This is a genomic window from Nocardia sp. NPDC057272, from assembly GCF_042668615.1.
In the GTDB taxonomy this organism is placed as follows: Bacteria; Actinomycetota; Actinomycetes; order Mycobacteriales; family Mycobacteriaceae; genus Nocardia.
In genome coordinates, this window is the sequence record NZ_JBHUYK010000004.1 from 168864 (window position 1) to 194122 (window position 25259).

At 66.0% G+C, this 25259-nt stretch carries 24 protein-coding genes; 12 read left to right on the plus strand and 12 right to left on the minus strand.

What is annotated here, in order from left to right; translation table 11 throughout:
- Positions 1–21: 21 nt before the first annotated feature.
- The 3 genes from ACFULV_RS08045 to ACFULV_RS08055 form a co-directional block, all read right to left on the minus strand.
- A complete protein-coding gene (locus tag ACFULV_RS08045; RefSeq protein WP_378654423.1) occupies positions 22–1287 on the minus strand; it encodes a lipase family protein in 1266 nt (421 codons plus the stop codon).
- Positions 1288–1657: 370 nt separating this feature from the next.
- Complete coding sequence (locus ACFULV_RS08050) at positions 1658–2425, minus strand: MerR family transcriptional regulator (RefSeq protein WP_378654425.1); 768 nt, start codon at positions 2423–2425, stop codon at positions 1658–1660.
- Positions 2426–2454: 29 nt separating this feature from the next.
- Positions 2455–3366, minus strand: a complete 912-nt coding sequence (locus tag ACFULV_RS08055; RefSeq protein WP_378654428.1) for a DUF2268 domain-containing protein — start codon at positions 3364–3366, stop codon at positions 2455–2457.
- A 201-nt stretch (positions 3367–3567) separates the two neighbouring features.
- Between ACFULV_RS08055 and ACFULV_RS08060 the strand changes: the two genes are divergently transcribed.
- Positions 3568–5451, plus strand: coding sequence for a potassium transporter Kup (locus ACFULV_RS08060; RefSeq protein ID WP_378628350.1), 1884 nt, complete (start codon positions 3568–3570; stop codon positions 5449–5451).
- A 172-nt stretch (positions 5452–5623) separates the two neighbouring features.
- A complete protein-coding gene (locus ACFULV_RS08065; RefSeq protein WP_378654431.1) occupies positions 5624–5914 on the plus strand; it encodes a hypothetical protein in 291 nt (96 codons plus the stop codon).
- Positions 5915–5941: 27 nt separating this feature from the next.
- On the opposite strand, the gene ACFULV_RS08070 is transcribed toward ACFULV_RS08065, so the two are convergent.
- From ACFULV_RS08070 to car, 3 genes are all read right to left on the minus strand, one after another.
- Positions 5942–6568, minus strand: coding sequence for a DUF998 domain-containing protein (locus ACFULV_RS08070; RefSeq protein WP_378654433.1), 627 nt, complete (start codon positions 6566–6568; stop codon positions 5942–5944).
- Positions 6569–6841: 273 nt separating this feature from the next.
- The gene (locus tag ACFULV_RS08075) at positions 6842–7015 is read right to left on the minus strand and encodes a CsbD family protein (RefSeq protein ID WP_378627806.1); all 174 of its coding nucleotides are present in this window, start codon (positions 7013–7015) and stop codon (positions 6842–6844) included.
- Between the two features lie 294 nt (positions 7016–7309).
- Positions 7310–10798, minus strand: coding sequence for a carboxylic acid reductase (car, locus tag ACFULV_RS08080; RefSeq protein ID WP_378654436.1), 3489 nt, complete (start codon positions 10796–10798; stop codon positions 7310–7312).
- Positions 10799–11004: 206 nt separating this feature from the next.
- Here car and ACFULV_RS08085 point away from each other — a divergent pair, with 206 nt between their 5' ends.
- The 3 genes from ACFULV_RS08085 to ACFULV_RS08095 are packed head-to-tail and all read left to right on the plus strand — an operon-like array spanning position 11005 to position 14713.
- On the plus strand, positions 11005–12132 hold the full coding sequence (locus tag ACFULV_RS08085) for a sulfotransferase family protein (protein ID WP_378654439.1): 1128 nt from the start codon (positions 11005–11007) through the stop codon (positions 12130–12132).
- An 11-nt stretch (positions 12133–12143) separates the two neighbouring features.
- Positions 12144–13379, plus strand: a complete 1236-nt coding sequence (locus ACFULV_RS08090) for an aminotransferase class I/II-fold pyridoxal phosphate-dependent enzyme (RefSeq protein ID WP_378654442.1) — start codon at positions 12144–12146, stop codon at positions 13377–13379.
- 2 nt (positions 13380–13381) lie between these two features.
- The gene (locus tag ACFULV_RS08095) at positions 13382–14713 is read left to right on the plus strand and encodes a cytochrome P450 (RefSeq protein ID WP_378654445.1); all 1332 of its coding nucleotides are present in this window, start codon (positions 13382–13384) and stop codon (positions 14711–14713) included.
- Here ACFULV_RS08095 and ACFULV_RS08100 read toward each other — a convergent pair.
- From ACFULV_RS08100 to ACFULV_RS08125, 6 genes are read right to left on the minus strand one after another with little or no spacing between them, the layout of a single operon-like run.
- On the minus strand, positions 14685–15569 hold the full coding sequence (locus ACFULV_RS08100; protein WP_378654448.1) for an acyl-ACP desaturase: 885 nt from the start codon (positions 15567–15569) through the stop codon (positions 14685–14687). The genes ACFULV_RS08095 and ACFULV_RS08100 overlap by 29 nt on opposite strands.
- A gap of 15 nt (positions 15570–15584) precedes the next feature.
- Positions 15585–16418, minus strand: coding sequence for an SAM-dependent methyltransferase (locus tag ACFULV_RS08105; protein WP_378654451.1), 834 nt, complete (start codon positions 16416–16418; stop codon positions 15585–15587).
- Positions 16415–16678, minus strand: coding sequence for an acyl carrier protein (locus tag ACFULV_RS08110; RefSeq protein ID WP_378654454.1), 264 nt, complete (start codon positions 16676–16678; stop codon positions 16415–16417). The genes ACFULV_RS08105 and ACFULV_RS08110 overlap by 4 nt, the downstream gene beginning before the upstream one ends.
- Complete coding sequence (locus tag ACFULV_RS08115; protein WP_378654457.1) at positions 16675–17217, minus strand: PaaI family thioesterase; 543 nt, start codon at positions 17215–17217, stop codon at positions 16675–16677. Before ACFULV_RS08115 ends, ACFULV_RS08110 begins: the two co-directional genes overlap by 4 nt.
- A 5-nt stretch (positions 17218–17222) precedes the next feature.
- A complete protein-coding gene (locus ACFULV_RS08120) occupies positions 17223–18008 on the minus strand; it encodes a ferritin-like domain-containing protein (RefSeq protein WP_378654460.1) in 786 nt (261 codons plus the stop codon).
- Positions 17903–19675, minus strand: a complete 1773-nt coding sequence (locus ACFULV_RS08125; RefSeq protein WP_378654463.1) for an AMP-binding protein — start codon at positions 19673–19675, stop codon at positions 17903–17905. Before ACFULV_RS08125 ends, ACFULV_RS08120 begins: the two co-directional genes overlap by 106 nt.
- Positions 19676–20054: 379 nt before the next feature.
- Here ACFULV_RS08125 and ACFULV_RS08130 point away from each other — a divergent pair, with 379 nt between their 5' ends.
- The 7 genes from ACFULV_RS08130 (at position 20055) to ACFULV_RS08160 (ending at position 25255) form a co-directional block, all read left to right on the plus strand.
- Positions 20055–20315 carry a hypothetical protein gene (locus tag ACFULV_RS08130; protein ID WP_378654465.1) on the plus strand — a complete coding sequence of 87 codons (261 nt, stop codon included), beginning with the start codon at positions 20055–20057 and terminating at the stop codon, positions 20313–20315.
- A 7-nt stretch (positions 20316–20322) separates the two neighbouring features.
- Complete coding sequence (locus ACFULV_RS08135) at positions 20323–21441, plus strand: PucR family transcriptional regulator (RefSeq protein WP_378654468.1); 1119 nt, start codon at positions 20323–20325, stop codon at positions 21439–21441.
- 903 nt (positions 21442–22344) lie between these two features.
- A complete protein-coding gene (locus tag ACFULV_RS08140) occupies positions 22345–23298 on the plus strand; it encodes a hypothetical protein (RefSeq protein ID WP_378654471.1) in 954 nt (317 codons plus the stop codon).
- Positions 23299–23435: 137 nt separating this feature from the next.
- Positions 23436–23900 carry a pyridoxamine 5'-phosphate oxidase family protein gene (locus ACFULV_RS08145; protein WP_378654473.1) on the plus strand — a complete coding sequence of 155 codons (465 nt, stop codon included), beginning with the start codon at positions 23436–23438 and terminating at the stop codon, positions 23898–23900.
- Between the two features lie 180 nt (positions 23901–24080).
- Positions 24081–24512: a hypothetical protein gene (locus tag ACFULV_RS08150; RefSeq protein WP_378654475.1), complete on the plus strand. Its 432-nt coding sequence runs from the start codon at positions 24081–24083 to the stop codon at positions 24510–24512.
- A 72-nt stretch (positions 24513–24584) separates the two neighbouring features.
- Positions 24585–25046, plus strand: coding sequence for an NUDIX hydrolase (locus ACFULV_RS08155; RefSeq protein WP_378654477.1), 462 nt, complete (start codon positions 24585–24587; stop codon positions 25044–25046).
- A gap of 17 nt (positions 25047–25063) precedes the next feature.
- Positions 25064–25255 carry a hypothetical protein gene (locus ACFULV_RS08160; RefSeq protein ID WP_378654480.1) on the plus strand — a complete coding sequence of 64 codons (192 nt, stop codon included), beginning with the start codon at positions 25064–25066 and terminating at the stop codon, positions 25253–25255.
- Positions 25256–25259 lie beyond the last annotated feature (4 nt).

Below are 25259 nucleotides of genomic sequence, written 5' to 3' on the forward strand. Positions count from 1 at the left end.
ATCCTCATCGAAACGTTGGGGTCAAGGCAGCCTCGCGCAGTTCGTCGGTGCGGGCTGACCCGCGAGCCTGTCGGTCATCCACCGCTGCGACGCGTCCAACGCCGGGAAGAACGACACCACGTGGTCAGGCGCGGTGCCCGCGATCGCAGGCATTTGGAGGTCGGCGTCGAGTTCGACGGCCGCACCACCGGCGCACCACTGCGCCACGGTTGATCGGACGGTGCCGAACGGCGGTACGTCGTCGTTGCGGCTCGACGCTACGAGCATCGGCACAGCCGGAGTCTGGTTCCCGAGCTGCTGCTCGGCGACCGCTTGCGACACCACCGGCAACCGCTCGATGACCGCGCGCAGTGGTTCACCACTGGTTGTCCACTGCGTGGTGCTCGGGAACTTCTGCGCGATCCCGCTGAGCACAGCGCATTTGCCCTGGGCTTCCGCCAGGATCGCCTTGCCGGTGTCGTTGAGTTCGGCGTCCAGTTCCACCCGGGCATCGGGGTAATCGGCGGCGATACCGTTCAACAGCCAGGCGTAGGCGGGTGCCAGATGCGCCTTGCCGTCGCTGTGCGCGACGAAGGCCATGACGTCGACCACCGGGGCCCCTACATACGCGCCGCGCACGTTCAGCTCGGGAGCGTACGACGGCTGCAGTTCCGCGGCAGCACCCGTGGCCGAACCACCCTGGGAATACCCGTACAGCATGACCGGAGCACCGGCGCCGAGGCCGTTGCCCGGCAGCGCCAACGCCGCCCGCGCGGCGTCGAGCACGGCATATCCCTGCGACTTCCGGTTGAGGAAATCGTGCACGGCGGGCGTGCCGAGGCCTTGGTAATCGGTCATCACGACCGCCATTCCGCGGGCCAGCAGCGCATACAACGCCAGCACGTCGAACTCGACCATCACGTCCATCGGCGGCTCGACGTCGACGAGCTTCGCGAGCAATTTCGACGGAGCGCACTGGTCGCCCTGCCCTTTCGAACCACCCGCGAAAGCGACCAGGGGTCGCTCGCCCGGCCCGGTCCATGGCGCTGCGGGCTCCATGTACGTCCCGACCACCGCGGCCGGCTCGTCATGGGTGTCGCTGCTGCGATACATGATTCGAGTCGCCGATGCGGGGATCATTTCCGGCTGCCCCGGCGCAGACAGGGCCAGATGCGCGGGCTCCGTCCGGATGATCGCCCCCGCCGCCACGTCGGGCAGCGGCATCGGCGTGCTGTAGAAGTCGCCGACGGCTACCTCAGCGGTCGGCACCGACGATGCCACCGGCGCCGATACCAGCCCGGCACTCACCGCGACGACCGCTCCTGACAGAACCGCCGACCATTTGCATACACGCCTCCTCAAAACTAAACCTCCCTGTGATGTGTGACACCCTGCTGCTGAATGGGGTAGACCGTACACACAGGGTTCAGCGCAGGAGATCTCAGGTATCCGCAGGCACGATGAGCTGGTATTTCATCCCAAATATCCCATTTCTGGATGCATACACCGAAGCGCCCCGCACCTGCGACAGGCGCGCCACAGAGCCGCTTTTATATAGCTTTCAGCTATGAATTCTTCGTAGATGGCAGCCATCTTCGATAGGAGCGTGCCTGATGTCGACAGTCGGCCCATCACCACGCCACGCAGCGCCCACCCGCCCGGGCGGCCGATCGCACTGTCAAGCCGGGTGCTGCACATGGATACGCAGGGCGTTCGCGGCGAACTCCGCGGCCTCTGGGCTGCCGAAGGTCTGATGGAAGTCGGGGTCGGTCTCGTAGAGATCGGCCATGCCTCGCACCATCGCGGCGGATAGTTCGGCATCGCCGGCGTGGGTGGGCGTCCCGGGGATGTCGGCGAACCACGCCAGATGGACAGCGGCATGCTGTTGGGCAACGGTTGAGCCGGGCATGTGGCCCGCTTCGTGGATCTCTGCCCAGCTGTCGAGCAGGGCCTGCGCGCCGGTTTGCCAGTCACGTTGCTGTTCAATGGATTTGGCGTGCCACCATCGGTTCGATGCGTCGAAGGCTTCGCGCCCCCACCGTCGCACGACCTCGGTTTCGTAGCGATCGTTGAAGCCTTCGAGCATGACGTCCATGCGAGGTTCGCGACCCTGTCGACGCATCTGCAGGGTGTGCTCGACCGCGCTGATGCGCCGGTCCAGGGCCTGGCGGTCCTCAGTGAGTTGCGTCAGGTGCGCTAGGAGCGCTTCGATCTCGGCGGCCGGTGTCCCAGGTGCGTCGAGGACAGCGGCGATGTCGGCCAGTGCCATCCCCGTGTCGCGGAGCAGGAGGATGCGTTGCAGGCGCGCGACCGCGTCGGGACCGTAGTAGCGGTAGCCGTTGGACCCGACGCGATCGGGTTCGAGCAGCCCGATGCGGTGATAGTGACGCAGTGTGCGGCCGCTGATGCCTGCGCGGTCTGCGAGCTCGTGCACCGTCCATTCCATTGCCGGGCTCCTGCCGTTCGACGTTCTGCTCAGTGTGCCGCGTCCGCCGTCAGGCCCAGCCGTGGCAGCGCGATGCGCAGGATGTCGGCGGCCGGAGTGTGGATGCTTTGGGCAGCCGTGGTGCCCGTGGCGTCGAGGTAAGCGCGGACGAGCCGGACGCCGGCCGCATAGCCGGCACCGGTCGGCAGGCCGACAGGCTCGGTACCGAACAGTTGTGCACTGGAGTCGCCGAGGACCCAGGCGGCGAAGTCCGCCATACCGGTGACGCCCAGCCCGCCGGCCACCTTGGCCAGAACCTCGTCGTCGGAGCGGGTTTCGTCGCGCACGAAGTGGGTGTAGCCGACGTCGCCGTACAGCTCGGACGCGAAGACGTCGGCGAGTCCTTCGGCAACCACGTGCTCGCCGACCGTCACCGTCTGTGGGTTCCACACGACACCGCCGGGCGAGTAGCGCACGTTATGGTGCAGTTCGTGCACCGCGATCGCCTCCAGGCGCTCGAGGACACAAGAGGACGGCCAGACAGTGATCGCGATGTATCCGCTGATACCGCCGAACCCCGAGATCCCCTGCACCTCGTCGACGAAGTGCGTGCTGGTCGGATCACCCAGTACGAGCAGCACATTCAGGTCCGGGATCGTCACGCCTGGATCGGCAGACGCCAACGTCGTGGCGCCGTCCTCGAGAGCCTTCTCGACGCGGGTCCACGCATCGGCCGCGACAAGGGTCTCCAGTCCTTCGCGGACCTGCTCGATCGCGCCGGAGTCCGGACGGAAGCCGAAGTTCTGCTGGTGCACGGTGGCCATGTCCACGCCGCCGGGGATGAAGTGGTACATCCCCGCCATCGGAGCCCAGATCTCACGGATGAGGTCGGCGCGATCCTTCTCCTCCGCTGTCAGGACTCTGGCCATGCCCGAGGCACTGTCAATCATTGAAATGGTCATGTCAAGCGACCATAAACATTGCCGCTACGTCAAGGTCAACCGATTCCTCGATCAAAGTCCGCACAATCCGACCACGGTCACGGGCGATATCGTCACGGCAGCACCGCCCATCAGGTGCTCGCCACGGAAGGACAACCTGTGACCGAAACACCCACACACGCCGCCTCGGCCCCGGTCGGACAGGGGACAGGTCGCGAGGTCGTGCGACTTGCCGCGATCGTCGCGGCCCTGGGTGTGGTGTTCGGCGATATCGGCACCAGCCCGATCTACACCCTGCAAACGGTGTTCGATCCGGCCGACCCGCATCCGGTGCCGGTGAGCCAGGACAACGTGTTCGGGATCGTCTCGCTGATCTTCTGGTCGGTCACGGTGATCGTGACGATCACCTATGTGACGCTCGCGATGCGCGCCGACAACGACGGCGAGGGCGGCATCATGGCGCTCATCACGCTGCTGCGGCGCTGGAGCGCGCCGGGCGGCAAACGGACGGCGGCTTTCCTTGCGGCACTGGGGATCTTCGGTGCTTCGTTGTTCTTCGGCGACTCGATGATCACCCCGGCGATCTCGGTTCTCTCGGCTGTCGAGGGATTGAAGATCGTCGAGCCGTCGCTAGAGGAGTTCATCATCCCGATCACCGCGGTGATCATCGTGGTCCTGTTCCTGGTGCAGCGCAAGGGAACCGCGGTCGTCGGGCGCGTATTCGGGCCGGTGATGATCGCGTGGTTCACCGCGATCGGGGTGGCCGGGATCGCGGGCATCAGCGACAACCCGGAAATCCTGAAGGCGATCTCACCGACCTACGCGCTGGGATTCCTGTTCGGCCACTTCCACATCGCGTTCTTCGCGCTTGCCGCCGTGGTCCTCGCGGTGACCGGCGCCGAAGCCCTCTACGCCGACATGGGTCACTTCGGGCGACGTCCGATCGCCCGAGGCTGGCTGCTTCTGGTGTTCCCGGCCTGCATGCTCAGCTACATGGGCCAGGGCGCGCTGATCCTGTCCGACCCGGCCAATATCACCAGCCCGTTCTTCCTGCTCGTCCCCGGCTGGGGTCGGCTCCCGATGGTGCTGCTGGCCACCGCCGCGACGGTGATCGCCGCTCAGGCCGTGATCACCGGCGCGTTCTCCGTCGCCTCCCAAGCCGCTCAGCTCGGCTACCTGCCGCGACTACGGATCGTGCACACCTCCGAATCCACTATCGGTCAGATCTATGTCCCGTGGATCAACTGGCTGCTCATGGTCTCGGTGCTGACCTTGGTCTTCGCGTTCCGCAGCTCCCACGCCCTCGCCTACGCGTTCGGGATGGCGGTCACGGGCACCATCACCATCACCACGCTGCTGTTCTTCTACGTGGCCCGCGCCCGGTGGCGTACCCCGTTCTGGCTGCTCGCGCTCGGTGCGGTGCCGCTGCTCGGTATCGATCTGCTGTTCCTCGGGGCCAACCTCACCAAAATCGTGCACGGTGCGTGGCTACCGTTGCTGATCGGCGTCATCGCGTTCACGGTCATGACCACCTGGGAACGCGGTCGCGACATCGTCACCGCGGCGCGCGAACAGCGTGAAGGCCCACTGCAGGAATTCGTCGACGAACTCGGCGAAGGGCGACCGAAAACCTTCGAGGTCCCCGGCACGGCGATCTTCCTCAATCGGGGCAAGAAAACGACTCCGCTGGCCATGCGCGCCAATGTCGAGAACAACCACGTCCGGCACCAGCACGTCGCGATCGTGAGCATCGCCACCGACCCGGTGCCCCGTGTGCCGTTCGCGGAACGGCTCACCGTCGACCATCTCGGCCACGGCGACGACGGCATCATCCACGTCACCGCCCGCTACGGCTACGCCGAACGTCCCGATATCCCCGCGGCGTTGCGGCATCTCGATGCCACGGCGACCGAGGGAAGGCTCGACCTCGACCGCGCCTCCTACTTCGTCTCCAAGATCGAACTCCGCCGCGGTGACCAGCCGACCATGGCGACGTGGCGCAAACGACTGTTCATCGCCACCTCCCACATCACCGCCGACGCCGCCGACTACTTCGGCCTGCCCCGCGACCGCACCGTCATCATGGGCTCCCACATCGACGTCTGAATCTCTGATCATCGGCCCGCGAGACGGACCTTCACCGGCTCGAATTCAGGACTGGTGGCGTTAGAATCAAGGGGGGTGCGAGGAGTAGAACGATGAGTACCACCAGTGTGATTGTGATCATCGTCGTCGCGGTCGTTGTCGTTGTCGCGCTCGTGGCCGGCGCCTTGATGTTATGCGTAAACAGCGTGCACGCCAGCGGGTCGAGGCCGAGGACATCCGCGCCCGCGCGACGGAACAGGAGTTCGAGGTCGGTCAGCGAGAGGCGCGGGCCGACGAGATCGCCGCCCGCAGCCGCGCCGCGAAGGCCGAAGCCGAGGCCAAGTCCGCGCAGGCCGAGCAGCTTGCCCAGCAGGCACATGTGCATCGCGGTGATGCCGCGGATTCGCGAGCCGACCTGGACAAGGAATGGGAGCGTGCGGACGAGGTCGATCCGGACACGAAGTCGGGTCACGCATCCGAGTGATCCGGACCGGCCGACCCGGGGCCGCCTTTATCGGCCTTCGCCAACAGTCTCATATCGAGGACGACCGATCCACCGCAAGGTGCGTCGCCACGGCATCGCGGTGCGAGCGGTCGTGAGCACGATGGCAGTCCCGGTAACAGCCATCCACGCCGGGAGTGGGTAGAACACGAGCCGTTCGGTCACGCCGACCTGAAGTCCGATCATCAGCAACACCGTCCCGGTCAACCCGGCTGTCGCGCAGAGCCCCGACCAGATCGCGGCCATACGCCAGTTTCTCCACAGCCAGATGGTCAGCAAGATCAGCACGATGTGGCGGGATACGAAGGCCGGCATCACCGCCAGTGCGTGCACGACAATGCCGTCATCGGAGGGAAACACCCCGGTTGCCGCGGTGCTCGCACCGATAACGACGGCGAGGACCACGATCGACCATTGGCGAGGCCCGTGGGGGATGTAGTCGAGCAGTCCGATCGCTCCGACGACGGTCAGCGATCCGAGCGCGACGAACGTCGCGTTCATGACCAGATGCAGGGGTGAACACGCGTTCGGGGTGCAGGTGGTGACGCCGAGATCGCTGATGGTGTCGTGGCGGAAACTATAGGCCGTTTTCGATGCGGTAGCGGTAACGCGCTCGGCGAGCAGATAGGCGAACACCAGGGTCCACGCGAGTCCCGCACAAATGTGCCGAGTACGGCCGACCGAGTCCGGCAGCGGCAAGATGTACCGGACCGAGCTGTTTCTCGTCCGGCCGGCAATGGAACCGGCGTGTAGTCGAGACGGAAGGCGAACTGATGACATCGGACGCCTACATCCCGGTGTGCCGAATTGTCGTATGACGCCGAGAACGCGGTATTTCAGACATGGCGGTCGCTCCGCTGGTGGTGGAACCGGTTGGGATGGTCCGCGACGGTTGGTCGCACCCGGGAGCTAGCGCTTGAAGGCGTCTTTGACCTTGGCGCCGGACTGTTTCAGGTTTCCTTTGGCTTGACCGGCGCGGCCTTCGATCTCGAGGGTCCGGTTACGGCTGACCCGACCGAATACCTTCTTCATTCTGCCCTTGGTGGCCTCGGCGGAATGAGCGATCTTCTTGCTGATACTCATGACACTTCTTCCTCGAGCCTTCAGTCGCCGACGACCGGGCAACACATCCGAAATCATGGGTCGTGACAGCCGACGACGGCCGCTGTGTGACTTCAAGTCAACGCCCCGAAACTGCCGGGGTCAACGGTGCATGTCTACGGCAGAGCTGTGCACCGCTGGTCGATTACGAGCGGTGATCACCAGTTCGCATCGAGACCGGCCTGTTCGGCGGCGACCTCGGCCGTAACCGCGAGTCCGCAGGTGCGACGATCGAGAACGCTGGCATCGTGCCGCGATGGCACGATCGGCGACAGCTCAGATCAGATCCAGTTGACTGAAATCGGTGCTGTACTTGCGGATGAGCGCGGCTGACATGTGGGGAATGTCGAGTTCGGCGGACTGAACGGCGGCATGGAAGCGGTCGGTGGGGAATTCGGGGCGGTCGAGGGTTTCGCGGGTGTTGCCGAACGCCTGGAGCAGAGGCTGCAGTGAGTGTCGTCGCCGGCTCTCCGGCATGGCGCGAATGGCGGTTTCGAAGCGGGTGAACCACTCGTCGTAGTCGTCGATGCGCGCGATGGGATGGCCTGCATCGATGAGCCAGTCGACGACCACGTCGAGTGAGACGCTGCGCGGATCGAGGACGTTGTAGGTGCGATAGCCCGCCATGGAGTGTTCACTGAGTGCGGCGATGGCCGCGGCGGTGAAGTCGACGGGAAGGCCACCGTGGTGGGCGCGCCCTGCACCTTCGGTCGGATAGAACGATCGCGGCGCGATGCCGGTGGAGATCAGGCTGAGCAGCAGGCGGGTGAAGACGTCGGGCACGTTCAGCTGCCCCGAGTATCTGCTGTGCGCGAGGATCATGTCCGACCGGAACACCGAGACCGGCAGCCCGCACTGTTCGTGTGCCGCCCGCAGGAGAACCTCGCTCGCCCATTTGCTCGTCGAGTAGCCGTTGGCGTAGGTCCCGTCGAGTTCGCGAACCGGGCTGGTGAGCCGGATATCGGCGTCCTCGTCGGCGGACAGTGTGCGCGCGGCGACCACCCCCATGGTCGACACGTGGCTGACTCGTTTGATCCGCGCGGTGAGTGCCATCCGGATCAGCTCGACGGTGCCGATGACATTGGGGCCGAACAGCTCCGGATACGGCAGAACGTGGTTGACCAGTGCGGCCGGGTGGACGATCAAGTCGACGATGTCGGCCAGCCGGTGCCAGGTCGGCTCGTCCAGGCCGAGGCCGGGCGCGCTGACGTCGCCCGCGAGGACCTCGAGACGGCCTGAGGCCAGATCGTTGAAGCGGCGGACCAGCTCAGGGTCGCCCCTGTCGAACGCCGCATCGAGCCGTCGGCGGGCGGTGGCGGCCGTTTCGCCACGGACCAGGCAGATCACTGTGCCGCTCGTGCGTGTCAGCCATTCCAAGCACAAGAACCGGCCCAGGTAGCCGTTCGCGCCGGTGAGTAGCACGGTGTTCGTCGCGCCGCTCGGCGGCGGTAGGGCCCGTGCCGCGTCGAGGGTTGCGGTGTCGATGAACTTGTCCAACGTGAGGTCACTGGCCCGGACTCGGGTGCTGCCGGTGCCGTGCACTGCCGCGAACGTCGGCTGTCGCGGCCCGCCGGCCAAAACCGTCTCGATGTGTCGCGCCAGTTGTCGAAGGTTGTTCGCGGGGTTGAGGACGACACTCACCGGCACCTCGATATCGAAGATCTCCCCGAGCAGGCCGGCCAAGGACAGCGCCGACAGGGAGTCGCCGCCCAGGTCGGTGAAACGCTCCTCGCCGAGCAATTCGCCGCTCTCACCACCCAGCAACGCCTGAGCGGCCCGCAGGACGGCGTCGGCCACCGGCTGGTTCCGGCCGGCGCGACGCAGTGCGCTCAGCTCATCGATCTCCCGTTCCGCCAGCTCGGTGTACATCCGCTCCAGGCGCTCGCCGTAGTGGTCTTTCATCCTGGGGCGCAACGGTTTACGGACGTCGGAGAGCAGGCCGTTCGCCGTGCTGAACGGCTCGGTCTCGATCAGGAAGTCGCGCGGGATCTCGTAGCGCGGCAGGTCCGCGTTCTTCGCCACTTCCCGCAACGACTCGCCGATCAGCGGTTTCAGGTCCGCAAAAGCCGCGCCGACGCGGTCGAGCGCCGCCGAGGTCGGCACCACGACCGCGAGCGGATAGGCGCGCTCGCTGTTGCCGTACACGAAGATCTGCCCGACCAGCGGGCTGGTGACGAACAGCGCCTCCAACCGGGCGATGGCCACGAACTCGCCGTTGGACAGCTTGAGCACGTTCGTGCGGCGATCGAGGTAGACCAGCTCGTCTGGTCCGATCTCGGCCATGATGTCGCCGGTCTTGTAGTAGCCGTCGCGGTCGAAGATCTCCGCGGTGGCCTCGGGACGCTTGTAGTACCCGGGAATGATGGCATCGGTCTTGACCAGCAACTCCCCGCGCGGATATGGCGAGTCGGTACGCGAATAGCCCAGTTCGGGCGCGTCGACCAGCTTGTAGTCACGCACCGGCGGTCGGCACACCTTCCCGTTGACCATGATTCGACCCGCTTCGGTCGAGCCGAAGCCGTCCTGTAACGGAAGGTCGAGGCAGGATTCGACGAAGGCGGCCATCGCCGGCGACATCGGCGCCGACCCGGTGCCGGCCCACACCACGCGGCCGCCGAGGAACCGTTCCCGCAGTTCCTCGCGCACCCGCGCCGCGGCCGCGAGCCGGTCGCCGCTCGCGTATCGGTCCAGTTCGCTGTGGTACCGCTGGAACAGCATGTCGCAGACTCGCGGAACCAGCCGCAGTGTCGTCGGCCGGGCCAGCGCGATGTCCTCGAACAGCGTGGACAGGTCGCTCTTCGCCGTGAAGTATCCGATGCCGCCTGCCGCGAGGGTGCCGGAGAACGCGGCACGTCCCGACACGTGGCTCATGGGCAGGCAGTGCACGCCGATAATCGGCAGTTCATCTGTCCCCGGCCAGAATCCGCGCCACGCCGGGATGACCATGCGGTCGGTGTACATGGCGCCCTTGGGTGCCCCGGTGCTGCCCGATGTGTAGATGAGCATGGCCAGTCGGTCGCTCGCCGGATCGACCTCGAACAGTGGTGTCGGCGGCAGCGTCGCTCCGCGCGCGTGCACATCGGCCAGTGTGTCGAGCGCGATCGGGCTGTCGGCCAGGCGTCGGCATGCTGCCTCGATCTGCTCGCGGTGCTCATCGACGGCCGCCTGATAGTCGAAGACCACGAGGCGGCGCACCGACGTGCTCGCCAGTGCGCACTCGACGGCAGTGGTCAGCTGTTCGAGGCTGGTGGCCAGCACGCGTGGCCCGGTCTCGGCGATGATCGGCGTCAGCCGGCCAGCAGCGGCGCCGGCCGGTAACGGCACCGATACCGCGCCGAGCCGGACACAGGCGAGCTCGATCGTGGCGTAGTCGGTACTGGTGAAACCGACGACGGCGACGAACTCGCCCGCACGTAACGGCGCCCCGGGATGGTGCTCCCATTCGGTCGCCACAGCGCCTGCCCGCGACCACAGTTCGCCATAGCTGATGGTCTCGAAGGCAGGCAGCAGGCGAAGTGTCGTGCGGCCGGTCGCCGGGTCGGTGCTCGTCTCTCGCGCGCGTTCTCCTACGGCGGGCCGATCCGCATAGCCCTCCATGATCGTGGCCACGACCCGCCCCAGCGACAGCCCCGGCTTCCGGATCGCCGCGGTGACTGCCGCGTTCGGCACGGTATCGCGGAACTGTCGGTCGGCGGCGTGCGCCTCGGCGATACGGCGTGCTCGCCGAGCGTCGAGATCGCTGGTCTCCGAGCGCGAAACCGTCACCACTGCCAGCCTCCGTAAGCAATTTCCGTGTTCGCACACGCGACCCCGGGATTGGGACTATACGGCGATCAACTGATGCACATTCGGTGGTGAAAGTCGATAAATCGCTTTCCTATCGACCGATTCGTATACGCGACCAGACCACACGAGATCAGCTCTCTTCCTTAAGGTTTCGAATTAATAGAGGACGAATCAAAGGATTTGACGTGAATAAACTCGGAGCAGTGGAGGAACTGGAGGCGGCGGCCGCCGGTCTCACCGGGCTCACCGACTTCGGTCCGTCGGAGTACCGGGAAGGGCTCGGGGTGCTCCTGTCCTCCTATCAGGAGGAGGCCGACCTGAGCCCGCAGGGCATCCAGGCGGTTCAGGGCGAGCTGACCGGTATCCTCGCGTCCCGCCTGATCAGTCAGGCCCAGTGGGCGGCGCGCCCCGAATACGCCGAGGTCGCGATCGAGCGGCCGGTGTTCATCGTCGGCATGCCGCGCACCGGGACGACAACTCTGCACCGGATGTTGACCGCCGACCCAGCGCACCAGGGCTTGCAAATGTGGCTCGGCTACGCACCACAGCCCCGGCCGGCGCGCGCGGACTGGGCGGCCGACCCGGTCTTCCAGATGGTGCAGAAGGGCATCGACGGATTCGTCGAACAGGTCCCCGGCTACCTGGGCATTCACAACCGCAGAGCCGACGAGGTCGAGGAATGCTGGCTGTTGACCCGCCAGTCGATGCTCTCGGCGTATTTCGAGTTCACCGGGAACCTTCCGTCGTATTCCGCGTGGCTGGCTGAGCAGGACTTCACCGAGACCTACCAAAGGTACCGTCGTAACCTGCAATTGATCGGAATGCCCGACGCCGGCAAACGCTGGGTGCTCAAGTCGTCGAGCCATCTCGTCTGCCTGGACGCGCTGCTGGCGACGTTCCCGGACGCGCTGGTGATCCAGACCCATCGTCGGCCCGCCAGCGTGGTGCTCGGCTCGGCGTGCAGCATGGTGAACAAGATGGTCGCGGGCCGGTCGGCCAGCTTCCAGGGCGAAGCGATCGGCCCCATCCTGCTCGATTTCGCCGTTCGCTCGCTCGAGCGCTACGCCACGGACCGGGCCGAATACGACCAAGCCCTTTTTCACGACGTCGAGTTCGACGAGTTCACGGCCGACCCGCTGGCCGTCGTCACCGACATCTACCGGCGACTCGGGCGCGAGATCACCGACGAGGTCCGCACCGCGATGCTCGCGGTGGTCGCCGAGGACGACCGCCTTCGCTCGCACACCTACGATCTGACCGACTACGGCATCACCGCCGACGAGGTCGACGCCCGACTCAGTACGCTGATCTGAGGGGAACGATCATGGCGACGCAGTCCTCGGTCTCGGCATTGGATCGCTGGGGTTTTTCCACCTGGCTCGAAAGCGCGCGCGGGAGCGGCGAATTCATCACGCTGCCCGAGCTCGACGGCAGCAATGATGCGGTCGTGAGCATCGACGGCAAGAAGCTGGTCAACTTCTCCGGCATCGGCATCCTGGGCTGGCAGCACGACCCGCAGGTGCGCGAGGTCTTCGCCGAGACAGCGACAGACTACGGCCTTGTCGTCGGTGGCTCGCGGATCATCCAAGGCGTCTCCCGGCCGCACCTCGAGCTGGAGGCGCTCGTCGCCGAGATCACCGGCAAGGAGCGAGCGCTCACCTTCGCCACCGGAATGCTGGCCAATCTCGGTTTCGTGAACGCGATGAGTTCCCGGTTCTCGTTCAACAACAACCACGGCGTCGACAACACCGACACCGTGCTCGTGCTGGACCGGGAATGCCACTGGAGCATGTGGAAGGCCGCCGAACGATTCAAGTTCGGCCGCAACCTGATCATGTTCGACCACAACGACACCGCCGGTCTTCGACGCGAGCTGGAACAGCTGGCGGGACGCAAGATCATCGTCGGATTCGAGGCCGTGTACTCCGCCGACGGGTCGCTCGCCCCGGTCGCCGAGATCCTCGATCTGTGCGAAGAGTTCGGCGCGATCAGCTTCGTCGACGACGCCAACGGGTTCATGGTCTACGGCAACGGCGGTCACCGGTTCGCCGCCGAGTACGCGGCGCTGCGTCGGGCAACCTTCCTGATGGTGTCCTTCGGCAAGGGCGTCGGGCTCAGCGGCGGCGCGCTCGCCGGACCGGCGGACGCCTTGGATGCGTTCCGGTTCCTTTCCGGCACAACAGTTTTCACCACCAACATTCAGCCGCCAACCGTCGGCGCCATCGTGCACGTGCTGCGCCGGATGCGGCGTGACCCGTCGATCATGGAGAACTATCTCGATCGGGTCGACCGGTTGCGGGAGCGGCTGCTCCAGATCGGCTGCACGATCAACCCGACACCCACGTACGTGACCTCGATCCTGGTGGGCGCGAACGACACCGCCGTGCGTGTGCGACAGGAGTTCATCGACCGCGGCTATCTGGTGCCGATGTTCGGCTACCCGGCGGTGCCGAAGGACCGCGCGGTGATCCGCCTACTGATGAACAACCGAATCTCCGACGAGCAGCTCGACGGGTTCATCGACACCCTCGCCGAACTCCGAGAGAAGCACAGGTTCTGATCATGACCGCCACACCGGCGATCTCGCTGCCGCCGGGTTCCCGACTACCCCGCTCGGTCCAGGGTCTTCTTTACCTCAGCGGTCGGCGCCGGATGATGCGGCGCTCACGCCGCCGGTTCGGCCCGGTGTTCACGCTGAATCTGCCGGTGATCGGACCGTCGGTCTTCGTCGGCGACCCGGCGCTGGCTCGTCAGGTGTTCGCGGCCGGTCCCTCGGTTGCGGGGAAGGCCGAACCCAACCTCGGTGCGTTGCTCGGCCCCGGGTCGGTGTTCAGTCTCGACGACGATCCCCACCGTCGACGTCGCCGGCTGCTGTCCCCGCTCTTTCACGGCAAACGGATGCGCGAATACGAGGCGCTCATCGAACGGGAGTATGCCGCCGAGGCGGCGACGTGGTCGGAGAACACCGAATTCCCGATCCTACCCGCGACCGTACGCATCACACTCAACATCATTCTGCGCGCGGTGTTCGGCGCGGAGGGCGAGGAGCTCGCCGCATTGCGCCGGCTGATGCCTGCCCTCGGCGAGGTCGGCTCGCGGGTGGCGACAAACCGTAGGATCGGGTTCGGTCGTGGTCGTTCGGCACGGATTCGACTCGATGAGCACCGCGCCGAATACGATGCGCTGATCGCGAAGCTGATCAGCCGCGCACTCGCTGATCCGTGTCTGCCCGACCGCGAGGACATCCTCGCGCTGCTGCTGCGCAACCACTACGAAGACGCAGAACCCATGTCGCACAGTGACATCGCCGACGAGTTGGCGACCCTGCTCACCGCGGGCAACGAGACCTCCGCCAACACCCTGGCCTGGACGTTGGAACGCCTGCGCCGACACCCGGCCGCGCTGGCCCGGCTGGTGGCCGACCTGGACGCCGGAAAAGACGAGGTGCTCCAGCAGACGATCTGGGAGGTGCAGCGCGTCAGACCGGTGATCGGCACGGTTTCCCGGCAGGTGAAGGCACCGAACTTGGAGTTGGGCGAGTGGGTGATCCCGCGCGGGCATCGGATCATCGTCTCGATGGCCCTCATCCACGGCGACGAAGCGGTCTATCCCGACCCTGATGTCTTCGATCCCGGCCGCTTTCGTGGAAGTCGGCCCGATCTCATGTCGTGGCTTCCCTACGGTGGCGGGAATCGCCGCTGTGTCGGTTCCGACTTCGCCGATACCGAGATGAAGGTCGTTCTCCGTAGCCTGCTCCGGGATTTCGAGCTCTTGCCGACGACCGCGGCCGGGGAGCGGATGCGCGATCGCGGCATCGCCTACATTCCGGGGAAAGGCGGTCGGGTGGCTGTGCGCCGGCGACAGTTCAGTCGAGCGAGCGGCACTGCTCGATGAATCCGACCAGTTCGTCGAGCCGGTCCGACCGCACATCGACCGCGCGGTCGACCACCTTCACCAGGTGCGCGTAGGCGGCGGTGTGGTCGTAGTCGGCGACGTCGGCGATGCGCAGGGCCCAGCGCCAGTAGCCACGCATGGTGTCGGCCAACGGCATCCGGAATCCCTCGATGACCTCACGGATCGGTTCGACCACATCGTCGCCGTGCACCCGCAGATACCGGCTCACGACATCGGCCATGAAGGTGAAATGCCGGGCCTCGTCACGGGAAAGGCAAGTCAGCACGGCGCCGAGGACCGGATCGGCGACCACATCGCGCAACTGCTGGTAGTAGATCTGGGTCGCCTTCTCCTGCACCAGCGCGTAGGCGAAGAACTGCACCGGATGCCGGTAGGGCAGATCGAACGGCTTGCGACCCTCGACCGCGAGATCGGTACGCAGCGTCGCGCGGTCGGCCATCCCGGCGGCCTCCTGATAGCGCGCGAGCGCCCGCGCGTGGGTGTCCTCCTCTGCCGCCCAGCGCACGGTGAAGTGATACAGCTCGCGATTGTGGACGAAGGTCTCGGTGTCGACCGAGTCGTCCACGGGGAAATACCGGTGATAGACGTCGAAGTACCCGGGCAGGTGATCCTCGATATAGGTGATGAACTGCACGGCCGATCGCTGGCCCTCGGTGAGTCGGCCCGCGTCGGCGCGGGCCCAGTCGAAGCCGGTTTCCACGTCCCAGACGCGCGCGGCCGGGGAGGCGGCGAAGAATCCGTCGACGGCGGCGGCGATGTCGCCGGCCGGGATCATCTCGGCTCCGACGCTCGGTCGTTCGGTCGAAAGGTGCTCGGGCACTGGCTTCTCGGACATGGAGGCTCCTCGCGGTCAGCGGGCATTGCGGCAGGTCAGGGCGTAATGCTTGGTGGTGTAACCCCAGCCGGCGTTGGCGATTTCCAGATACCGCCGCAGCTGGGCCGCCAGTCCCGGCCCGTGCGCGTCGATTCGCTCGGCGGCCGCGTCCACGTTGGCGATCCAGTCGTCGATGGTGCGGCGGTAGTCGTCGGTGAGATCGTCGATCGAGTCGATGGCGAACCCGGCGTTCTCGGCACCGGCCACCAGCTCCGACAGCGGGCGCAGCTCGCCGAATCCGAAGATGTCGGAACGGATGAACTGGGTGCCGGTTCGATCGTCGAACGCGGTTCGCGCCCGGGCGCTGCGAAAGCAGCTCTCCGACACGTAGAGCATGCCGCCGCGTCGCAGCGTGTGCCGGGCGCGGGCGAACGCGGCGTCCAGGTCGGGCATGTGCACGATCGACCCGAGCATCGTCACCGCGTCGAATGTGCGGGCGGGCAGTTCCAGCTGCTCGAAGTGCGCGACCTGGGTCCGCACGCGGTCGGTCAGGCCGCGGGCAGCGGCCTGACCGGCGATGTATTCGTGCTGGCGCGGCGCGGGGCTGACGCCGACCGTCTGGCAGGCGAATTCCTCGGCCATGAACAGGATCAGCGACCCCCAACCACAGCCGGCGTCGAGCACCCGCTCACCGCCCGAGAGACGAAGCCGCCCCGCCACGAAACGCAACTTGTGCCGCTGCGCCTGTTCGAGGGTGTCGGTATCGGTCAAGTACCGGCCGGCACTGTATTTGCGTAGCGGGTCGAGGAATTCGCCGAAGACCTCGGGATCGAGATCGTAGTGCTGGTTGGTGTCGGCGACCTCGGTCACGAGGGAACCTCCGCCAACGCCTTGTGCACCACGGCCGATACGTCGGCGAGAGTGGACATGCCGAACACGTCCTGGTCGTCGAGCTCGATGTCGTAGAGGCGCTCGATGCGGGCCACCATGCGCAGCACGCGGACCGAGTCGACGCCGGCCACACCGCGCAGGTCGACATCGGACCCCAATTCGGCGGCGGGCACGCCGATCTCGGCGGTGGCAATCTCGGTGACAGTGAGCAGGATGTCGGCGACGGCAGGGGTGCTCATGGATGAACTCCGTTCTGGGTTGACATGGCGTGCTCGAGCCGAGCGACGTCGGCGTCGTCAAGTGTGAGCAGGTGGCGGACGTCGCCCAGGGCGAACGGCCGGTAGGTGGCAGAGGCGGACGCGCAGAGCTCGTCGTCCACGTCGTGAATCTCCGCGCTCGCCGTGATGACGGCGGCGTCCGTGCGAGAGATGGTCGCGGTGCAGTGGTAGTCGTGGTCGACCCGCAGCGGCGTCAGGTAGCGGGTGCGCATCGAGACGGTGAATGCCGGCACGCCACGCTCGAACATGATCACGTTGGCCATCACCTCGTCGCAGATCACGCTGACCAGACCACCGTGCAGGACACCGGGATACGACTCGAAGGACCGAGTCGGCCGGAATCCGGCTCCCAGACCGCCGGGGTGGGCGGTGAAGCGCAGCCCGAGACCCGCCGGGTTGTGCGGCGAGCAACCGAAGCAGTGGTAGTCCGGCACCGCCTCCCAGGGCAGCCGGACCGCGGGGCCGGGGGCGTCCGCGCGAGCAGGCTCAGGGGTGCGCATCCAGCTCAGGCGATCGCGTCGGCCAGGGCGCGCCGCACCCGGGCGTTGGTGGACAGGTCGAGTCCGGTGATGCCGGCGAACGTGCGCCGAACCTTGTCGTGCAGTACCTCGAGCTCGCCTTCGGCGGCGATCTGTTCCAAGAACAGCTCGAAGCCGGTATCGATGGTCTCGTGCTCGCCGAGTTCGGTGAGGCCGGATTTGAAAGTACTCACCGGATGCTTGATCTTGGCCTCGGAACTGTAGACGTAGAGCGTTTCCAGCACCGACGGCAACTCCTCGGGGCGCTGGGCGAGACGCTGGGTGGTGTAGTGAATGAATTCCCGAGCGTGGCCTGCCTCGTCGCGGCTCGCGTTCAACAGCAGCCCCTCGAGTACCGGCTCCCCCACCCACTGAGACACCGCACGGTAGACGTGGTTGACGGTGAGCTCGGAGATGATGTTGGTGGCCAGAGTCGCCGACGGCGTCGTGCCCGGCGCGTACGGCTGACGCATCGCCCCGACCGCCGTGTCGTCGACGCTCTCGCCGACCGCGGCCAGCCATGCCCGGAAGGCGTAGTGGTGCTGCACTTCCTGATAGCCCCACACCACGGCGAAGGTGGAGAAGTCGTAGTCGTCGAATTCGTTGAGGAATCCGTGCACGGCGGCGATGACATTGGATTCGCCCATCGTCGCGCTCTTGGCGAGAGTCACGTACTCGGGCCGGACCAGTGCGGGGTCGATGGCGTCGAGGTCGAGATCGGCCAGCCGCCAGTGCTGGCGCTCGTAGTGGCGGAAGACGTCGTAGCTGTGCATGGTTGCTCCGAATCTGTTTCGGTGGCGATCAGTTCCCTGGCGGCCAGCCGCCGCAGTTTGCCGCTGCTGGTTCGGGGGATGCTGCGCGGCGCGACCAGATACACCCGCACAGCAGCCAGGCCGAGCCGGGCGGTGATCCGTCCGGCTATGGCGGCGGTGAGCTCGTCGCCGGCGCTGTCAGTGAGTTCGGTTTCGGCGATGACGGCGATGGTGTCGCCGCCGTCGGGGTCGGCTGCGGCGGTGCAGCGGCCCTTGTAGACGCCGTCGAGATCGCGCACGACAGCCTCGACGTCGTGCGCGTAGTAGTTGACCCCGCGCACGGTGATCATGTCCTTGCTGCGGCCGGTCACGTACAGCTCGCCGTCGCGCTGGTAGCCCAGATCGCCGGTCCGCAACCAGCCCTCGCTGAACAGCTCGGTGGTGGCCTCGGGTTCGGCGGTGAGATAGCCGTCGGTCACCGATTCGCCGCGAATGAGGATCTCGCCGACCTCACCGTCGGGCACGGTCATGCGCGAGTCGGGATCGACCACGCGTAGCCGCAGGCCGGCGACCGCCGCGCCCACGCCCGCGATCGCGCGGGCTCCCTCGGCTTCGGGGGAAACCCGCTGTGCCCTAGCGGAATCCGACAGCGTCACGCGGTCGACCCAGTCGAAGACAGGTTCGCGGCCGAGCGGCGGGAAGGTGACCGCGAGGGTAGCCTCGGCCATCCCGTAGACCGCGAACATGGCCGCTGGGTCGAATCCGGCCGGCCGGAAACGCGCACAGAACTCTCGCACCACGTTGTGGGCAATGGGTTCCGCGCCGTTGAAGGCGATCCGCCAGTGTCGCAGGTCGTAATCGGCCGCGCGGTCCGGCGGCACGGCGGCCAGCAGAGCCTCGTAGCCGAAGTTCGGCATCGCGGAGATGGTCGACCCGCTGGCGGCGAACTCGCGCAACCAACGCTCGGGGTCCTTGACGAACGCGGTCGGCGACCACAGATGCGACGGGATACCGCGCAGGATCGCCGACAGCATGCCGATCAGGCCCATATCGTGGAACAGCGGCAGCCAGAACCCGCCCTGATCAGCCGGACCGAGGTCTATCCCGGTACGGATGGCGGCCAGCCCGGCCAGCACCTGCCGGTGGGTGAGACGCACGCCCTTCGGTGCGGCGGTGCTACCCGAGGTGAACTGCACGACCGCGACATCGTCGGGATCGACCCGGGGCAGCACCGCCGCCGCCGATGCGGCGAACAGGGTTGCGGTATCGAGGAATTCAACGTCCATGGCCGCCCGCAACGGTTCGACGATGCCGGCGAACTGCGGCGACACCAAAATGGTCCGCATACCGGCAGCGGCGGCGATTCCCGCCAAACGCGCTGGGTAGGAAGCTAATTGGCGGGCCCCGGCGGGCAGCGGCAGCGGGGTGGCCGCACCGCCCGCGGTCGTGGTCGCGAACAGACCGATGAGGAACTCCGGCGCGTTCGGGCACAGCAGGCCGACCGGCTCGCCGCGCCCGATGCCGCACGCGACCAGCGCCGTAGCGGCTGCAACGGACCGTTCCCAGAGTTCGGCGTAGGTGAGCGTCGACTGCGACAATGACCAGAACGTGGTGCGGACCTGCGGCTGCGCGGTCGCGACCTCAGCCAGCCGCTCCTGCAGCGTCAGGCCCGGAATGGACGATGTCATTGCTGTATGACAAAGGCCCCGGGTATCCAAACCCTGAACGATCAGTTAAATGCAGGGCTGTGATAACACAGTCCGCTCCGACAATAACAATAACGCGAATTTCCCTAATAACTCGGCTGAAAAGGGAATTCGGGTTCCGGGCCCGGAGCAGCCGATCGGACAACGGCGCTGCGCCGGCTGATCAGGGTTTGGCGCCGAGGACAAGGTCACCTCTGTCGACTCTGGACCTCAGTGCAGTGACGGCACATACCGATGGGTACAGACTTTGCTTGCCGCCACTGCGAAGCGACCTACATCACATGATCACTCGATTGTGGTTCCAGTCACCTGTATCCGTGGTGCGCGGCCGATCAGATAGGAACTGTAGGAAATGGTTGCAATGAAGCAGCACATGCGTTGGTCCGCCGTGGCCACCGCACCCCTCGTGGGGGTTGCCGTCGGGCACGGACTCGGCGCGACATCTGTTGGCGCGCAGCCCGGCCTGAAGGGCGACACCGTTCCCGGCGTCGGCTGCACCGCGGTGGCATCGCGCCACGACGAAATCGCCAACCCCTCCCTTATCGCCCTCGATCCCATCAACCACACGGCCCTGAACTGCGCGTTCAACTCGTGGTTGATCGGTGGCGGTGGCACACTGTGAGCCCCCGATGACCAGCCACATCGAACTCGGGTCGCCCGCGCAACTCTCGCCGGCGACCGACCGGATCGCGCACAAGATCCTCGAAACCATCCCCCGCCGTAGCCGACGCGGAAACGTTCTGCGCGAGGAGATCAGCGCCATCGTCGCCGACTGTCTGGTACTGGTGTCCGACACAGCGCGCACACACCACGGCCTCGGGATGCCGCGTCTTCGACCGGTTGTCGCGCGGTGGGCGAGCATCGGCGTACCGATCGACACTGTGCAGCAACATGTTCACGCAGGGTTCCGGCTGCACATGGACGATCTCGAAGCCCGCTGCGCGCCCTTCGACGAAGTTCGCCGACTGATGGATGCGTTGAGCTCGGTGACCGCCACGATATCGACGATCTATCTGGAGGTCGCTCCGCCCAGCGGCGATCGCGGTGGGTATGTGGCGCGCACTCTGCTCAGGGGCCGGCATACGGCGAGAGCTACTCGTGAGCACGGGGCTCCACCCGATGAGCGGTACATCGTGCTCGCGGTGGCGGCGGATCGGTCCGCGCGCGACGCGGTATCACCGCGCGACTTCCGGGCGATGCTGTCGACAAGCTTCGGGCAGCCTGTGCCGGGTTTGGAGTCCCGGTTCGGCGCGACAATTCTGGTGCCGGAATCATTTCCCGCCGCGAAGGTCCGCAGCACGGTCGGACTGACCTCGCTCACCGTGGTGGGGATCGCCGCCGACCGAGACCGGATTCCCTCGGCCGCCGAGGAGGCGCACGAACTCTTGGATGTGGCGACACGACTCCATCGCCCGCCGGGCATGTACGAGATCGGAGACCTCGCTGTCGAGTACCAGCTGACTCGGCCAGGGCCTGGACGGGATCGTCTCGCATCGTTTCTCGACCCGGTTGCCGAGTTTCCGGACCTGATCAGCACGCTGCGCGCACATCTCAACAACGGCCTCAATCGCCGACTCACCTCACGCGAAACCCATATTCATATGAACACCGTCGACTACAGGCTTCGACGTATCTACGACCTCGTGGGGCTCAGCGCCCACGATCCAAAACTCATTTGGTTGCTTCAGTCCGCACTTGTCGTGCGCGACTACCAGTCGGTGGAACATTCCGACACGGTCGTCCAGTAACTGGCTTCGCGATCTGCCTGACGGGCCCCGGACGCAGCCAACCAAGGTGGGCACCGCTCCATCCCGAGTGGTCGTGCAGAGCAAGGGACGACAAGCCTGAAGGTCAGGATGGCGATGGCGAACCTCGAAAACTCGGGTAGTGCACTACGCATGCTCCAGCCAGGCCGACCTCAGAGAATCGGAGCATGAGCAGAGTCATCCGTGACCGGTGCATAGTGGCCTGTGCTGCCGCGGTCCTGATAGCAGGAGGCTGCGCGACCTCGATACCCGAGGGGAACGACAACGCCACCCAGCCTGGTGGCGGCTCGACCGCTGACGCAGCGGTACCTTCGACCGCTGACGCCGAGGCGCCCTCGACCACTGCCGCAGCAGGGCCTCAGGGACCGCCGGGGCTGCCCGGGAAAACCGACGCCGATCAGGTGCGGGGGGCACCGTTCAAGATTCCGGCGATCACCCTCAACACCGGCGCGTCGATTGTCACGATGGAACGGAAGGTGAAGGCCGATATCGCGGCCGTGTGTCCTGGCTGTGCGACCGTGGTGGTACGTGAGGGTACCGATACGACAAGAAGTCGTTGCCAACTCTCCGGATACGCCGGCGGGAAGCCAGATCCTGACGACCCCGGGAGTGCCACCCCGTCGGTCCTCGTGGAGCCGGGTGCGCAGATCATCCTCTACACCGGCACCCTGGATCCGATCCAGATGCCGTGCGATGAAGACCCCGGGCACTTCTATCCCGCCACGACACCGTCCGAACCAGGCCCGACAGAGCGGGGCACAACCACGACAGATCCCGTCCCGACAGATCCAGGCACAACCACAACAGAGCCCGGCACAACAGAGCCCACCGTTTCCGATCCGTCGACGGCACCGCTGACTGCGCCGCCGACCGAGGGTAGCCGTGGTGTCACACCCACCGAATGAGTCCGGCTCGACCCGTGCGGTGACCGGTTCGCCGTTCGACGGTTTCGGGGCAGTCGCACGCACGATCGGGCAGTTCGTCGCGCCGGCGACATTGCTGGTGGCGGTGCTGTTCTATTTCGGGTGGGCGCACGTCTACTGGTTCTTCCACTACTTCGGGGTGGACTCCACCACCCTCGATCCCAGCATCCGCGAATACCTGATGCGCACCGTCGATGCCTTGTTCGTCCCGTTGACCGTGGTCGCGGTCGTCGGAATGACCTTGCTATGGGGGTATCTGGCCTTGCCGGACTCGGTCCGCAGCCGCGAACCAGGCCGGTGGGTGAAGGCCACCATCGTGTTGGTGGCCGCGGCCGTGCTCGTCAACGGCCTCAGCCGCATCTACGTGGTGACACCGTTCAATCGCGGGCTGTGTGTGGCGCCCATGTCGATCATCGCCGGAACGCTCATAGTGTGGCTGATGGTGGTGCGACGCCGCGCCCGCAGGCCGCGCCCGCTAGTCGACGACGCGGCCGCGCAATCACGAGCCTTCGCGGCGGCGGCCGCCGAATGGTCGGTGCTGTTCGTCATCATCGGGCTGAGCCTGTTCTGGATCGCCACCGACTACTCGGTGGCCGTCGGGCAGACCCGGGCACGCCAGTGGGCCGCGCAGTTGGCCGACCAGCCCGGAGTGGTCATCTACAGCGAAAAGGATCTACACCTCTCGCGTACCGAGGTCCGCACTGTCGACTGTCACCCCGATCCGGCGGTTCCGGCTGCATACCGGTTCCGATATGACGGGCTGGTCCCGCTGACCCGTATCGGCGATCATTACGTCCTGGTCCCCCGCACCTGGACCCCTGACCACGGTGCGGCCATCGCACTACCCGCCGCTCCGCCCGGCGCGATCAGATTCGAATTCCGTGGCGCGAATGAACCTGCCCCGCCGAACTGCTGACCAGAGGCCAGTTCTGAACTGACCTCTCGGGTTTTGCAAGCAGCGAGGGTTCTGCTGCCAAAAAGGATCAGGACAGATGATGGTTCCGCCGGTACCAGGCGTTTAGATTTGGAGGAATACGACAGGAAGGCAACGAGATGGGAAGCGATGACCCGAGTGTCAAGGAGCTTGCTGTCAATGAAAGCTGGGCGCTACTCCGTACCGAGGAAATAGGCCGCCTCGCCGTGTGGGTGGATGACCATCCGGATATTTTCCCCCTCAACTACGCGGTCGATCACGGAACCATTGTGTTTCGATCCGCGCGGGGTACGAAGGTGTCCGCCGCGTTGTCCGATGCACGCGTCGCCTTGGAAGTCGACGGTTACCTCCCTGAGTCTCACGAAGCCTGGAGCGTGGTGATCAAGGGGCGAGCCGAAGGGATCCGTGAGATCGGTGACCTGATGGACACCGTGGATCTGCCCCTCTCTCCGTGGCAGCCCGGGGCGAAGAACTTCTTCATCCGACTCGTACCCACCCTGGTGACCGGTCGCCGGTTTCCTGTTGCCGACCCCGAAGCTTGGCAGACACCATTCTCCAGCGTGCGGCGGTCTCCTTCGGAGTGAGGAGTTTTTGGGACGGCTTCGCGGCACCGCAAGATCCTCGACGCCGCGGCCCGCCTCACTCCCGAGCCGGCGGTGGCACTGAGCACCGCACCCGACGGCTCGGTGGAGTTCCTGTGGAGCTCGGCAGGAGATCCGGTGTAGCGTGCGCGCCCGCCGTCGGCCGGCGGTTAGCGTCGGTACGTGACTGCGAGTGACCGTGCACATCGACTTCGAAGACTGGCGAGTCTCGGCCTCGCCGCGATGTGGAGTCTGGTGATGCTCGGGCTGTTGTCCGGGGCGTCGTCTGACCCGCGCGACGATCTCGAAGCCGGCGGCGGCCTCGCTGTCGGCCTTGTCGTCTACCTCCCCGCGCTCGCGCTGACCCCCTACGTGGCGCTGATCGTCGGCCTCGGTCTGCGGTCGCGGTCACCTCTGTGCTGGGAAATATTTCTGGCCGTCGTCATCGCGGAGCTGTTCGTGATCTGGCTGTTCACATCGGCCGAACTCCTGGCCTACCTGGCATGGCTCGGTGTATTCCTCGGGCTCGGCTTCGCGGTCGGCGTGGCAACGGGCGTCGGCGCGTTCCTGGGTGGTCTCCAGGAGCGTGCGCTACCGCCGCCGTCACACCGCTGATCTGCGTGAGAGTTCGCCCCTGACATAGAGATTCATGACGTGCGCACTGCTGGTGGCCAGTAGGCTCGCCCAGTGAGGAAAGAGCTCCGAGTCGCCGCCTACGCCGTGTGCGTTCAGGAGTCGGCCGGAGCGATCGAGATCCTGCTCGCCAGATGGGTATCACCCGACGGTGACAGGCAGTGGACGCTTCCGGGTGGCGGAATGGAACACGGCGAGGATCCGATCGCGACGGCTGTCCGCGAGGTCACCGAGGAGACCGGGTACACCGTCGAACTCGTCGAACTCCTCGGGATCGACTCGATCAACCGCCGATACCCGCGTCCGCATGGTGAATTCGCCGACTTCCACGGCTTACGAATCGTGTACGAAGGCCACATCCGGGCAGGCGAACTCCGCAACGAAACCAACGGCTCGACCGACCTCGCCGCCTGGCATCCGCTCACCGACATCGAGTACCTGGACCGAGTCGACCTCGTCGACATCGGAATCGAGCTGCGGCGAACCAAACCAGCCACCGGCCGCGCGCGCGATTGACCACGATCGTCGAGTCGGTGCGCGAGGACTCGCGCGGTGAGAAGCTCTACCGCGTCCTCGACCGCACCTACCTGCGTCCGGCACCCACCCAGGAGCGGGCCGCCGAACTACTCGGGCTGCCGTTCTCGACCTACCGACGCCACCTCACCCAGGGCATCGAGCGGGTGATCGCCAAGATGTGGCAGATCGAGCTCTACGGAACCAGCTGATCAG

Bases quoted from the DNA above. Each gene is read 5' to 3' on its own strand.
- ACFULV_RS08100 (WP_378654448.1), bottom strand. From the start codon at position 15,569: ATGTCCGAGAAGCCAGTGCCCGAGCACCTTTCGACCGAACGACCGAGC.
- ACFULV_RS08050 (WP_378654425.1), bottom strand. From the start codon at position 2,425: ATGGAATGGACGGTGCACGAGCTCGCAGACCGCGCAGGCATCAGCGGC.
- ACFULV_RS08135 (WP_378654468.1), top strand. From the start codon at position 20,323: ATGACCAGCCACATCGAACTCGGGTCGCCCGCGCAACTCTCGCCGGCG.
- ACFULV_RS08095 (WP_378654445.1), top strand. From the start codon at position 13,382: ATGACCGCCACACCGGCGATCTCGCTGCCGCCGGGTTCCCGACTACCC.
- ACFULV_RS08145 (WP_378654473.1), top strand. From the start codon at position 23,436: ATGGGAAGCGATGACCCGAGTGTCAAGGAGCTTGCTGTCAATGAAAGC.
- ACFULV_RS08110 (WP_378654454.1), bottom strand. From the start codon at position 16,678: ATGAGCACCCCTGCCGTCGCCGACATCCTGCTCACTGTCACCGAGATT.
- ACFULV_RS08125 (WP_378654463.1), bottom strand. From the start codon at position 19,675: ATGACATCGTCCATTCCGGGCCTGACGCTGCAGGAGCGGCTGGCTGAG.
- ACFULV_RS08075 (WP_378627806.1), bottom strand. From the start codon at position 7,015: ATGAGTATCAGCAAGAAGATCGCTCATTCCGCCGAGGCCACCAAGGGC.
- ACFULV_RS08120 (WP_378654460.1), bottom strand. From the start codon at position 18,008: ATGCACAGCTACGACGTCTTCCGCCACTACGAGCGCCAGCACTGGCGG.
- ACFULV_RS08055 (WP_378654428.1), bottom strand. From the start codon at position 3,366: ATGACCATTTCAATGATTGACAGTGCCTCGGGCATGGCCAGAGTCCTG.
- ACFULV_RS08090 (WP_378654442.1), top strand. From the start codon at position 12,144: ATGGCGACGCAGTCCTCGGTCTCGGCATTGGATCGCTGGGGTTTTTCC.
- ACFULV_RS08065 (WP_378654431.1), top strand. From the start codon at position 5,624: ATGCGTAAACAGCGTGCACGCCAGCGGGTCGAGGCCGAGGACATCCGC.
- ACFULV_RS08115 (WP_378654457.1), bottom strand. From the start codon at position 17,217: ATGCGCACCCCTGAGCCTGCTCGCGCGGACGCCCCCGGCCCCGCGGTC.
- ACFULV_RS08130 (WP_378654465.1), top strand. From the start codon at position 20,055: ATGAAGCAGCACATGCGTTGGTCCGCCGTGGCCACCGCACCCCTCGTG.